Source organism: Roseobacter insulae, assembly GCF_019375555.1.
Lineage (GTDB): Bacteria > Pseudomonadota > Alphaproteobacteria > Rhodobacterales > Rhodobacteraceae > Roseobacter > Roseobacter insulae.
Genome location: NZ_JAHXDN010000001.1, coordinates 874,114 through 886,021 on the forward strand (window position 1 = coordinate 874,114; position 11,908 = coordinate 886,021).

Consider the following 11,908-nt stretch of genomic DNA (forward strand, 5'->3'; position numbering starts at 1 on the left):
GCTTCGCTGCGTGATTCACGGCTCCCAAAACGGAGCAGTGACATGAGCGACCTTTATTGGCTAACCGACGAGCAGATGGCGAAGCTCGCCCCCTTCTTCCCGAAGTCGCACGGCAAGCCTCGGGTTGATGACAAACGGGTGTTGAGCGGGATTATCTTCATCAATCGCAATGGGTTGTGCTGGCGAGATGCCCCTACGGAATACGGGCCACACAAGACGCTCTACAGCCGGTGGAAGCGTTGGAGCGAGAAAGGTGTCTTCGCTCGGATATTGGCTGGCCTGGCTGCCGAGCACGGCGAACGGAAGACGGTCATGATTGACGCGACCTATCTCAAGGCACACCGCACCGCGACCAGTATGGCCGCGAAAAAGGGGGCGTGGCCGCCTGATCGGTAGAACTAAGGGCGGCATGAATACCAAGTTGCCTGCTATCTGTGATAGCCAAGGTCGCCTGCTCAACCTGTTCGTTACCGCCGGGCAGGTTAGCGACTACATCGGAGCTCGGGCTCTGCTCAGCAGCATACCAAATGTGGGCTGGCTGCTAGGTGATCGCGGTTATGACGCTGACTGGTTCCGAGATGCGTTGAAAGACAAAGGGATACCCGCCTGCATCCCCGGCCGAATGCAGCGCAAGACACCGGTCAAGTACGACAAGCGCAGATCAAAAGGCGCAACAGGATCGAGATCATGTTCGGTCGGCTCAAGGATTAGAGGCGCGTGGCAACACGCTATGATCGCTGCCCCAAGGTCTTCCTGTCCGCAATCGCCCTCGCAGCAACCGTCATACACTGGTTATGAATCCTGACCCTAGCGGACAATGAACTCGGCGTGTAGCGCACCAGCTGCTTTGATGCTTTTCAAGATGTCGATCATGTCGCGCGGTGAGACTCCCAAAGCGTTGAGCCCGGCAATGACCTCCGACAACGATGTTCCGCTAGGAATTTCAGCCAGTCCGATGCCCGGTTCTTCTTCGATCTCCGCATTCGTTCTCGGGACAACGACCGTTTCTCCGTCAGCAAAGGGATTGGGTTGCACCGCGATGGGGGCTTCCTGAATTCTGAGTGTCAGATTGCCCTGGGATACCGCGACACGAGAAATGCGAACGTCTTCGCCCATGACGATGGTCCCGGATCTTTGGTCGACCACTACGCGCGCCTTACGCTCCGGTTGCACAGCGATATTTTCGATTCTACCCAAGGCATGTGCAACAGACGCCATTCGTGTCTGAGGAATATCCAAGCTTACAGTGCCCGAATCGAGCATAAAGGCAACCTGGCGTCCAAAATCAGCGTTTATTGCCTGCTCAATGCGTGCCGCGGTTGTGAAATCCGCGTCTCGCAGGGCCAATCTCAAATTTGTCAGTGTTGACAGATCGAATTCGATCTCTCTTTCGACCCGCGCGCCAGAAGGGATCACACCCGCTGTTGGTACGCCCTGGGTTACGTTCGCACCATCGCCTTCGGCCACCGCCCCGCCAGCAATAATCGTGCCTTGTGCGACTGCATAAATCTGGCCATCAGCTGCGTTGAGCGGCGTCATAATCAACGTCCCGCCCAAAAGACTGTTTGCATCGCCAATCGCCGACACCGTAACGTCAATTTGCCCCCCTCCACGCGCAAACGGTGGCAACGCTGCGGTTACAAGGACGGCGGCGACGTTTTTGGGCCTGAACTGTTCTCCGGCCACATTCACGCCGAGGCGCTCCAAAATGTTTGACATGATCTCTTCGGTGAAAGGTGCGTTTCTCAGGCCATCGCCGGTGCCGTTTAGTCCAACGACGAGTCCATAACCGACCAAATCGTTACCGCGGACCCCATCAAATTCCACCAGATCCTTGATCCGAACGGGGCCGGCAAAGCTGGACGATGCAATCGAAATAATCGCCAGGAATACTGTCAGAAGGATTTTCATAGGAAATTCACCAAGGATAATTGCGAGCTGCGAACGGTTACGGAGTAGAGGCTTTGCAAATGAAATTGCACACTTTCCAACTCGGTCGCTGTTTCGAAGGGATCCGTTGCCAGCAAGGCGTTTCTCGCAAATTCAAGGCTCGTCTCCTCGGCCTGATTTCGCGCTGAAATCATTTCAATCCGCTCTTCCGTGAAGCCGATGTTCGCGCGCAGGCTCGTCAGTTGATCCTGGTTCGACTGAAGCCCTATGCCCGTCAGCCCGAAAAGCTCGGACTGTTGGGTGACAGACAAACCCAGCGAAGGATCATCCGCCAGGGCGGCGACGGTAGTATGCAACAGTGTTTCCTTGAGGGCGGCGTCATTTGCACGCACGTCCAATGTCACCCGTTCCGTTTCTGACAGAGCAAATGGCGCGAGCGCTGTCGCAGAGCCTGAATACGTCAGCGTATCAAATCCGGCGGGGTCCGCGAACCAAGTTTCGGCTGCAGTCATGATGTCCTCGGGTGTCGTTTGCCCGGCGACCACAGCCAAGACCTGCGCGATAAGCACATCGGCATCAGGAAGAGGGACGTCGTCCGTAGCGGTTCCTGCAAAGAGGCTGCGGCCGGCAATGTCACCATTGAGCGAGCTGATCATGCCCTGAAGTTGAGTGCGGGCGTTGTCGGAAGGGTTCCCGGCGACCACGCCGATTGGCCCCCCACTCGCAAGCAGAAGATCAAGACCCAAAGCGCCCCCAAATTCCTGCACCCGTTCGAGCGCTTTCTGCATCGCACCTGTATAGTAGGCAGCCTCGGAGTTGGCGACGGAGTATCCATCCAGAACTTCCAGAGATCTTTCCAGATCGGTCAGGTAATTGTGGTTGCCATCGAGAACTTGTCGAACATCCGACACCTTCCCGCTGGAAAGTTCATCTGTCAGTCGTGACAAATCCTGTCGCAGGGCCACGCTGCGGCGTTGAAGCATGAAGGATTGTGCCAGATCGCCCAGTGAAATCGAAGTCATACCTTAAAGCCTCAAAATAGTTTGCATCATTTCGTCAGCAGCTTGGATCATTCTGGCGTTTGCTGCATATGTCTGTTCGACAAGCAACAGCCGCTGCAGTTCCTGGTCCGTGTCGACCCCTTCGGCGAGCACCAGCTGCGTCAGTTCATTGAATTGTGTCGAGGTGAAGCTCAGGCTCTGGTCGGCCTGAGCTCTGTCTGCCCCGAGCTGAGATGTGAGCGTTGCAGCAAGGTTGATGGCTGAGAATGCGCCGGCCCCGAAATTGCCGGAGGCTGGAACTCTCTTGGTCGTCAGCGTTGCTGACAGAGCCTGGATCAAGCGCGAGTCGCCAACATCACCCTGAACCACAGCATTGACACCATCCCTGATGCGCCACGCTTCGCCCCCCTGCCGTTCATCGACCGCGGCGTTTATGGACAGCCTTGCGGAAATGCCGACCTCGTTCAGCGGATCGAATGCTGCACCGGCGTCGGTGAAAATCCCGGCATCACCCACGGCCAGTGTTGTATCCACCGCAGGGTCCTGAAACCGTTCGATCAAATCGCGTGTGAGCGCGTCAAGCTGTGTCTGCGCGTCTGTGCCCAGCTCGTCGCGAATTTCGAATTGCGCCCCCAGTGACCCCCCGCCCAACGCGCCGCGTGCGCTGTCCGTCCTGACGCTGAAGCCGTTGACGGTCAGCCCAGACAGCTGACCGCCCGCGAGGCTCATGTAGGGTGTGACTTGGTTGACCGGCGTGAACTCGATTTCGGCAATACCGCCATCGAGTAGAATGACTCCGCCCGTGGAGTAGAGCGCAATTTGGCCATTGTCGCGCGGCACTTGCCGCACCGGAACGATAGCGCTGATATCATCGACAAGCGCTTGGCGGTTGTCCTGCAAGGCAGAAGTGTCGCCTCCCAACGCCAGGGTTTTGGTGATCTGCTGGTTCAGTTCTTTGACGCCACCAAGTGCCGATGTCAGACGATCGACCTGAATGCCAATGTTTCGATCGGCTTCGCTGCGCGCCTGTTGAACACCATCAGAAGCGGACGCGATCAGAGTTGCGAGATCGCGGGCTGCGTTGACAACGCTTTCCAACCTTTCCGGAGCATCCGGTCGGCTGGTTGCGGTCACCAGACTGCTTTCGAAATCGGCCAGGCGCGCCGAAAGAGAGTTCGCATCATCCGGCGTGCCGAGCATGTCTTCATACCTGGTCAAAAAACCTGCCCGGTCTGTCGCGTTGGTAAAAGCAGCCTCAGCGAGCCCGCGATCAACCAGCAGCGCAGGGTCTACATTTCGCACAATGCCATCGATGCTTACGCCGCCGATCTGGGAGGATGAAAGCGCCACGGATCGCACCCCATATCCGGGCGTCATCGCATTTGCGATGTTCGCGGAAATCGTTTCCGAACTGCGCCCCGCTGCGCGCAGTCCGGTCATGGCGTTGGATAATGCCCCGGAAATTGTCATGTCAGGCCCTCGTTACTTGCGATTGAAACTTACCGTTTGATGTTGGTGGTTTCCTGCAGCATCTCATCAACGGTCTGAATGACTTTCGCATTTGATGAATACGCGCGCTGGGTTTTGATCATGTCGGTCAACTCACCGGCCACGTCTGTCTTGGATTCCTCGCGGGCAAATGAAACGATGTCACCGGTCGGGCCGTCGCCGGCATCCCAGAGGAAAAACGCACCACTGTCACGAGACGGTAAATATGTTTGACTGTCAAAGGTTTGCAATCCGTTTGGATTAGCGACGTTGACCAGTGGAATCTGGTACACGGTACGAATTTCCCCTGTGTCGAACGTGGCGCGCACGAAACCGTTTGCGTCAACGTCCAAACCCACAAAGTTGCCAATCGCGGAGCCATCCTTGGTCACCGAGATCGGTGCGAAATTATAGGACAGCTGCGACAGGCCTTCGGTATCGCCGATGGTGCCGATGTCGACGGCAATCGGGCCCGCGGCCACGGTCACGTTAATGATACCGGTTGCAGGATCGTATGCCGGGCTGGCGCCGACCGGCGCCGTTGTCGCGATGGGCGTTACGGTTGCCAGCGTTCCGCCTGCGGTGCGCGCGTCTGTAAACGTCACGGTGTAACGTCCGATCTGATCCCCGCCTTGCGCCGAATCCGTCATCGTCATCGTCCATTCATTTGTCGCCGGGTCACCCGCCGTCGCGGGTGCCGTGGGCTCGAACGTGATGCTGATGTTTTGTGAAGTGCCAAGGTTATCAAAGTATTCGACAGACAATTGTTCTGTCAGAGCGGCGGCACCGAATTCGGTCTCTGTTGCCGGCAGGTTCACGCCAAGGCTCATCGACAATGTCGGGTTACCCGCCAGCTGGCTGGTATTGATCCGAACCGGTTCCAGCCCGTCGGCCGTGTCTCGCGGATAGTTTGGAATCGTGCCATCTGCCGCAGCAGGCCACCCCATGAGCACGAGACCGGACTGGGAGGTCAGATACCCTTCGTCATCTGTCCGGAAAGATCCCGTTGTGGACAGGAACATCGGTGCATCGGTGCCAGCTGTCTGTACCTGGGCTGCTTGCGCCACGGGAAGCATTCCGGCGCCGCGCACAGCAAGGTCGGTCGGATTCGATGTCCCAAGCAGCGTGCCGCGTTCGTCAATCAATCGTTGTGTATTCGCTCTCACGCCGCCCGCGGCATAGGAACCGCCGCCAGACGACAGAACCATGGATTCGAAATCCGTTACCACGCGCTTGTAGCCGAAGGTCGAAGAGTTGGCGATGTTATCCGAGATGGACGCCAGTCGCTGAGCATTTGATTGCAATCCTGCGACGCCGGCATTGAGCGAAGATGAAATTGACATGGGCACGCCTTTCTGAAGTGATAATCCATTCACCATCCAGATAGACACCCGGGCTTAACACCGCGCTAACAGATAAAATGCGCCCTATTTATGCCGCAATTCACCTAAGCAAGACAATTTCCACTCTGTTGTTGCGGGTCGCCATCGGATTGCGATGCACCAGTTCACGATCAGCGTGGCCGGTCACGCGCTTCATTCGCCCCGTATCGAGGCCGCCGTTCTGCAGCATCAGGCGCGTTCGCGTCGCGCGTTCGGCGGACAGATCCCACACCAGGTTACGGGCCAAGACCACCGGATTTGCGCGTACATGGCCGCCAATGGCGACATCGTTGGTGACTGTTTTGCTCACATCAGCGACCAGATCGACCAGCGACTCCATCAAGGGCGTCGGCGTATCTGTGTCTTCTTCGAAGAGAGGCAGACCATCGAGCGCGAAGAGTTCGATCACCAGTCCTTCATCTGTAATGCGCGTGACGATATGTTTGAGAAGGTTCTTCATCGCGGTCGTTTCACCACCACGCCCCAGAAGATCATCAATCGCTTCCTTCAGCTCTTCTGCGGTTTGATCCAATTCGCCGCTATCAGACGCAGTGCCGGATTCGCCGCGCGACTGTTCCTTGCGAGCGGCATGTTTGGTTGTCGCGCCCAGCCCGTTCTGCGGCAATGTTTCTTCCGAGAAGATACTGTCACCGCCAAAGGATCCGTCACCGCCGCCAGAGACCCGGTTGATCGGTATGGTCGGCGAAAAGTAATCGGCCAACCCCTTTCGTTGTTGCTCGGTCGTTGCATTCAACAGCCACATCATCATGAAAAAGGCCATCATCGCCGTCACGAAGTCCGCATATGCGACCTTCCAGGCACCACCATGGTGCCCGCTGACAATGACCTTTTTCCTTTTGATGATGACTGGTGCCAGATTGCTCTGCGCGCCCATATCTCCACCACTCTCATATTCACCCGGAGCCAGTGATATCCCGAAAGGTCTTTCCACGAGCTTAACGCAGGGCGGGATTGTTCGCTTGCAGGAGAGCGAAAGATGCGCGCAGATGCGTAGACACAAACACAAGAGCGCCCGGATGCCGGTTACAGACAGCACATATTCATGGATCAGGCTGGTTCTGACGCTGGCAATCGCGATGATCGCGAATGTCGGTATGTGGGCGATCATTGTCATCATGCCAGCCGTGGAAGCCGAGTTCGGCGCTGGCCGGGCAGAGGCATCCATGCCCTACACCCTGACGATGATTGGCTTTGCCTTGGGTAACTTCGTCATTGGCAAGGCGGTGGACCGTTTCGGCGTGACCGTATCGCTTGTCGCGGCGGCCACCGGTATCGCGCTCGGCTTCGGGCTGGCCACGCTGAGCCAGTCCATCGCCATGCTCTCCGTTGCGCAGCTTCTTGTCGGTTTCTCATCAGCCGTGGGATTTGGCCCGCTGATTGCCGATATTTCACATTGGTTTTTGCGACGCAGGGGCATTGCCGTGGCGCTGGTCGCCAGCGGCAACTACCTGTCGGGTGCGATCTGGCCAATGGTGCTGGCGGATATGCTGGAAGCGACCGGCTGGCGCAGCGTCTACCTGTTCATGGCGGGGGTCACGCTTGTCGGTGTCATCCCCCTATCCATGGCGCTGCGCCGACGCATACCGGCCGAAGCACAGATCGCGGCCCAGTCTCAATCGCTGCAGAATGCGCGTTCGTCCGGATTATCGCCGCGTGCGCTGCAATATCTGCTTGGTCTCGCAGGAATTGGATGTTGTGTGGCGATGTCAATGCCACAGGTGCATATCGTGTCCTATTGCGTGGATCTTGGCTACGGGCCTGCGGTCGGCGCGGAGATGCTGGCGCTGATGTTGCTGGGCGGCGTAGGATCGCGCATCGTGTCCGGTCTGGTGGCCGACAAGCTTGGCGGGGTCAAAACACTCCTGATCGGGTCGGCGCTGCAATGTCTGGCGCTGTTTCTCTACCTGCCATCGGGCGGTCTGGTTTCCCTTTATATTGTCAGTCTGATCTTTGGTCTCAGCCAGGGTGGCATTGTGCCCAGCTACGCGTTGATCGTGCGGGAGTATATGCCTGCGAAGGAAGCAGGTGCACGGGTGGGTTTCGTCATGATGGCTACGATCCTAGGCATGGCGCTGGGAGGGTGGATGTCCGGATGGATCTACGATGTCAGCGGGTCGTATCAACTGGCCTTCATCAACGGGATTCTGTGGAACGGGTTGAACATCGCGATCATGCTGTGGCTGCTGTCACGCAGCAGGCCCCGTTCCCCCGTAACGGTGCCGGCCTGATCTCAGGAAGCGCCGCGCGCCCTGGCCAGTGTGATCTGCTTCTGCCGTTCCCGGAACCTGTTCTTGTCAGCCTCGGTTGTCTCATGCACGCAGCGATGGCAACTGACACCCGCCTCGTATTCCGGTCGTTTGACATCTTCCGGCAGAATTGGCCGCCTGCATCCGTGGCACAGCGAATGCGGGCCTTCACGCAGCCCGTGCTCGACACTGACGCGATTGTCAAAGACAAAACACGCCCCGTTCCACCTGGTCTCCTCTTCGGGCACCTCTTCGAGATACTTCAGAATACCACCCTTAAGGTGATAAACGTCCTCAACGCCCTGTCCCAGAAGATAATTTGTGGACTTTTCGCAGCGGATTCCACCGGTGCAGAACATCGCGATCCGCTTGTTGTGAAAACGTTCCTTATTCGATTCCCACCAAGCGGGGAACTCGCCGAAGCTTTCGGTTTGCGGGTCGATCGCCCCGTCAAAGGTGCCAATGGCCACTTCGTAGTCATTGCGGGTGTCGATCACCGCTACGTCCGGTGCTGAGATCAGCTCATTCCAGTCCTGCGGTTCAATGTAGTGGCCGACGCGCGCCCGCGGATCGACATCCGGCTGCCCCATTGTCACGATCTCGCGCTTGATCCGAACCTTCATCTTGCCAAACGGCGGATGGTCACTGGTCGCTTCCTTCCACTCCAGATCCGCACAGCCGGGCAGGGCGCGCAAATGGGCGATCACTGCGTCAATGCCGCTCCGGGAACCGGCGATTGTCCCGTTTATGCCCTCGAATGCGAGCAGCAAGGTGCCCTGAACCCCTGTCTCTGCGCACAGCGCCTTCAGAGCGGGCCTCAGCGCTTCGGGATCATCGAAGCGTGTAAAGTGATAGAGTGCTGCGATTATATACATGGGCGCTCAGATAAGACGCCCGGACGGGACAGGCAAGAGCAGAGGCAAGCTGCGCAGAAACCGGCGCGCATGATCCGGCCATTGACGCTGCGGACGCGGCCCCTTACCCAAATGAGGAACAAAGGAGTGGACGCCATGACCCAGGCCCTGATCGTGATTGATGTGCAAAAGGATTTTTGCCCTGGCGGAGCACTTGCCGTGCCGGAGGGCGATGCCGTGGTGGGGTCGATCAACGCGTTGATGGCCGAGGCGGATGCCGTGGTTCTGACGCAGGACTGGCACCCCGCGGGTCATTCGTCATTTGCCTCCTCGCATGACGAAAAATCTCCCTATGACCTGATCGACATGCCCTATGGTCCGCAGGTCCTGTGGCCGGACCATTGTATTCAGGGCAGTCTTGGCGCGCAGTTTCACCCGGACCTGCATGCCGACCGGGCAGATCTGATCATCCGCAAAGGCTATAACCCAGCGATAGACAGCTATTCCGCCTTTTTTGAGAATGATCATACCACGCCGACCGGGCTCGAAGGATACCTGCGCACCCGCGATATTGACACATTGCTCATGGTCGGGCTGGCGCTTGATTTCTGTGTGCACTTCTCGGCCGTGGATGCCGCCAGGCTCGGGTTCAACGTCACCGTGCCGGAGAATATGTGCCGGGCGATTGATCTTGATGGATCGCTTGCGTCAGCGCGCGCGGCCATGCAGGCCGCTGGCGTGGTGCTGGAGGCGTCTCATGGTTGATATCGCCACCCGCGTCTGGAACCACAAGTGGAAGATTGACCCGATTGTCAGGTCGTTGATCGACACTGATTTCTACAAGCTGCTGATGTGTCAGTCGGTGTTTCGGAACAAGCGCGGAACGCGGGTGACCTTCAGCCTGATCAACCGGTCCAAACATGTGCCGCTGGCCAAGCTGATCGACGAGGGCGAATTGCGCGAGCAACTGGACCACATCCGATCTTTGTCGTTGTCCCGGGGCGAAAGCACATGGCTGCGCGGGAACACCTTTTACGGAAAACGCCAGATGTTCCGCCCCGATTTCATGGAGTGGTTCGAAAACTTGCGGTTGCCGCCTTACCATCTGGAACGCAAAGGCGATCAATACGAGCTGACCTTCGAGGGGAACTGGCCCGAGGTAATGTTGTGGGAAATTCCTGCGCTGGCTGTTCTGATGGAATTGCGTGGCCGTTCTGTACTGAACCGTATGGGAAAGTTCGAACTGCAAGTGCTTTATGCGCGCGCGATGACCCGCGTCTGGGAAAAGATTGAGAACATGCGGGATATCCCGAATCTGTCGATTGCCGACTTCGGGACCCGCCGCCGTCACAGTTACCTGTGGCAGGACTGGTGCGTTCAGGCCATGCGGGAGGGGCTGGGCGGTGCTTTCACGGGGACGTCGAATTGCAAGATCGCCATGACGCGTGAGCTCGAAGCGATCGGCACCAACGCGCATGAGTTGCCCATGGTTTATGCCGCCCTTGCCAAAACGGATGCTGAACTTGCGCAGGCGCCCTACGATGTCCTTTCCGACTGGCACGAAGAACACGAGGGCAATCTGCGCATCATTCTGCCCGACACATTCGGGACCAAGGGGTTCCTGGACAATGCGCCGGATTGGCTTGCGGGGTGGACAGGCATCCGGGTGGACAGCGGCGACCCCGTGATTGCCGCAGAGACGGCAATTGACTGGTGGAAAGCCCGCGGCGAAGACCCAAGCACCAAGCGCATCATTTTCAGCGATGGTTTGGACGTTGAAAAAATTCGCGCGCTGCACAGTCGGTTTGCCAGCCAGGTGAATGTGTCTTTTGGCTGGGGGACATTGCTGACCAATGACTTCAGAAAGCTTGTACCGGATGACAAGCTCGCCCCGTTTTCACTCGTCTGCAAGGCCGTCAAAGCCAACGGGGTGCCAACTGTGAAACTATCGGACAACCCCAATAAGGCGATGGGGCCGGCGGATGAAATCGCACGTTACAAACGCGTTTTTGGCGTTGGCGAGCAAGTCGCGCAGGAAGTGATCGTCTGATCACAGCGCAATTATTCCATTGCTTTCATCAGGATAAGAGATGCCACACGACAGCCACACCACCCACGATGCTGCGGAAGACACGCGCAACAAAGACATCAAAATTTACATCAACGGTGACCTCGTGCACCGCGATGATGCGAAGGTATCTGTCTATGACAGCGGCTTCCTGCTGGGTGACGGTATGTGGGAAGGGATGCGCCTCTATAACGGCACATGGGCATTTTTTGATGAACATATGGACCGTTTTTTCGCCTCCTGCAAAACGGTCTCTCTGGATGTGGGGCTGGACCGGGCGGGTGTGCTCGATGCGCTGACGCGGACCGCCAAGGCCAACGGAATGACACATGATGTGCACTGCCGGCTGATGCTCACCCGGGGCGTTAAGGTCAAACCGTTTCAACATCCCTCGCTCAGCCGGTCTGGTCCGACGCTGGTGATCATCATGGAGCATTCCAAACCGGTGAACAGTCTGCAGTCCGAAGGCATTCGTCTGGCATGCGTGCCGCAGGTCCGTGGGTTGCCGACATCGCAGGATCCGAAGCTGAACAGCCACTCCAAGCTGAATTGTGTTATCGCCTGTCTGCAGGCGGAACAGGCCGGTGCCGACGAAGCCCTCATGCTGGACCCGCATGGTTTCGTGAACACGACAAATGCGTGCAACTTCTTTGTCGTTCGCAAGGGCGAGGTTTGGACATCGACGGGCGACTATTGCATGAATGGCGTCACCCGCCAGAAGGTTATCGACGTCTGCCGTCAAGACGGCATTCCTGTGTTTGAACAAAACTTTTCGCTCTACGAGGCTTACGGCGCGGATGAGGCGTTTTTAACCGGTACATTCGGGGCGCAAACACCTGTTGCCAGTATCGATGGTAAAGCAATCGGGAGCGGCGCGCGCCCGGTTACGGCGCGTATTCAGCAGCTCTACAAAGCGCTTGTGGCGGCGAATACAGACCGGAAGTGATTTCAATACGCA

At 57.6% G+C, this 11,908-nt stretch carries 10 protein-coding genes and 1 pseudogene; 5 read left to right on the forward strand and 6 right to left on the reverse strand.

Annotated features, from left to right (window positions below):
* Nucleotides 1-42 precede the first annotated feature (42 nt).
* Nucleotides 43-798: pseudogene (locus tag KX928_RS04260) on the forward strand (IS5 family transposase).
* A 9-nt stretch (nucleotides 799-807) separates the two neighbouring features.
* Here the strand turns inward: KX928_RS04260 and KX928_RS04265 are convergent.
* The 5 genes from KX928_RS04265 to KX928_RS04285 form a co-directional block, all read right to left on the reverse strand.
* Nucleotides 808-1,911 (reverse strand): flagellar basal body P-ring protein FlgI, encoded by a 1,104-nt coding sequence (locus tag KX928_RS04265; protein ID WP_219499365.1) that lies wholly within the window; start codon nucleotides 1,909-1,911, stop codon nucleotides 808-810.
* Nucleotides 1,908-2,912, reverse strand: a complete 1,005-nt coding sequence (locus tag KX928_RS04270; RefSeq protein ID WP_219499368.1) for a flagellin family protein — start codon at nucleotides 2,910-2,912, stop codon at nucleotides 1,908-1,910. Before KX928_RS04270 ends, KX928_RS04265 begins: the two co-directional genes overlap by 4 nt.
* Nucleotides 2,913-2,915: 3 nt before the next feature.
* Nucleotides 2,916-4,361 (reverse strand): flagellar hook-associated protein FlgK, encoded by a 1,446-nt coding sequence (gene flgK, locus KX928_RS04275; protein WP_219499370.1) that lies wholly within the window; start codon nucleotides 4,359-4,361, stop codon nucleotides 2,916-2,918.
* Between the two features lie 29 nt (nucleotides 4,362-4,390).
* Nucleotides 4,391-5,722, reverse strand: a complete 1,332-nt coding sequence (locus KX928_RS04280; RefSeq protein ID WP_219499373.1) for a flagellar hook protein FlgE — start codon at nucleotides 5,720-5,722, stop codon at nucleotides 4,391-4,393.
* A gap of 100 nt (nucleotides 5,723-5,822) precedes the next feature.
* Entirely contained in the window at nucleotides 5,823-6,656 is an 834-nt protein-coding gene (locus KX928_RS04285; RefSeq protein WP_219499375.1) for a flagellar motor protein MotB, read from the reverse strand.
* 112 nt (nucleotides 6,657-6,768) lie between these two features.
* Between KX928_RS04285 and KX928_RS04290 the strand changes: the two genes are divergently transcribed.
* Nucleotides 6,769-8,010 carry an MFS transporter gene (locus tag KX928_RS04290; protein ID WP_257883511.1) on the forward strand — a complete coding sequence of 414 codons (1,242 nt, stop codon included), beginning with the start codon at nucleotides 6,769-6,771 and terminating at the stop codon, nucleotides 8,008-8,010.
* A gap of 2 nt (nucleotides 8,011-8,012) precedes the next feature.
* Here the strand turns inward: KX928_RS04290 and trhO are convergent, their stop codons facing one another.
* Complete coding sequence (gene trhO, locus KX928_RS04295; RefSeq protein ID WP_219499378.1) at nucleotides 8,013-8,903, reverse strand: oxygen-dependent tRNA uridine(34) hydroxylase TrhO; 891 nt, start codon at nucleotides 8,901-8,903, stop codon at nucleotides 8,013-8,015.
* A 135-nt stretch (nucleotides 8,904-9,038) separates the two neighbouring features.
* Here trhO and pncA point away from each other — a divergent pair, with 135 nt between their 5' ends.
* Genes pncA through KX928_RS04310 form a run of 3 tightly spaced genes read left to right on the forward strand, consistent with a single transcriptional unit; the run spans nucleotide 9,039 to nucleotide 11,896 of the window.
* Nucleotides 9,039-9,647: a bifunctional nicotinamidase/pyrazinamidase gene (gene pncA / locus KX928_RS04300; RefSeq protein ID WP_219499380.1), complete on the forward strand. Its 609-nt coding sequence runs from the start codon at nucleotides 9,039-9,041 to the stop codon at nucleotides 9,645-9,647.
* Entirely contained in the window at nucleotides 9,640-10,932 is a 1,293-nt protein-coding gene (pncB, locus tag KX928_RS04305) for a nicotinate phosphoribosyltransferase (protein WP_219499382.1), read from the forward strand. The genes pncA and pncB overlap by 8 nt, the downstream gene beginning before the upstream one ends.
* A 40-nt stretch (nucleotides 10,933-10,972) precedes the next feature.
* Nucleotides 10,973-11,896: an aminotransferase class IV gene (locus KX928_RS04310; protein WP_219499385.1), complete on the forward strand. Its 924-nt coding sequence runs from the start codon at nucleotides 10,973-10,975 to the stop codon at nucleotides 11,894-11,896.
* Nucleotides 11,897-11,908 lie beyond the last annotated feature (12 nt).

Bases quoted from the DNA above. Each gene is read 5' to 3' on its own strand.
- KX928_RS04280 (WP_219499373.1), bottom strand. From the start codon at position 5,722: ATGTCAATTTCATCTTCGCTCAATGCCGGCGTCGCAGGATTGCAATCA.
- pncA (WP_219499380.1), top strand. From the start codon at position 9,039: ATGACCCAGGCCCTGATCGTGATTGATGTGCAAAAGGATTTTTGCCCT.
- KX928_RS04285 (WP_219499375.1), bottom strand. From the start codon at position 6,656: ATGGGCGCGCAGAGCAATCTGGCACCAGTCATCATCAAAAGGAAAAAG.
- KX928_RS04310 (WP_219499385.1), top strand. From the start codon at position 10,973: ATGCCACACGACAGCCACACCACCCACGATGCTGCGGAAGACACGCGC.
- KX928_RS04270 (WP_219499368.1), bottom strand. From the start codon at position 2,912: ATGACTTCGATTTCACTGGGCGATCTGGCACAATCCTTCATGCTTCAA.
- KX928_RS04290 (WP_257883511.1), top strand. From the start codon at position 6,769: ATGCGTAGACACAAACACAAGAGCGCCCGGATGCCGGTTACAGACAGC.
- KX928_RS04265 (WP_219499365.1), bottom strand. From the start codon at position 1,911: ATGAAAATCCTTCTGACAGTATTCCTGGCGATTATTTCGATTGCATCG.
- trhO (WP_219499378.1), bottom strand. From the start codon at position 8,903: ATGTATATAATCGCAGCACTCTATCACTTTACACGCTTCGATGATCCC.
- flgK (WP_219499370.1), bottom strand. From the start codon at position 4,361: ATGACAATTTCCGGGGCATTATCCAACGCCATGACCGGACTGCGCGCA.
- pncB (WP_219499382.1), top strand. From the start codon at position 9,640: ATGGTTGATATCGCCACCCGCGTCTGGAACCACAAGTGGAAGATTGAC.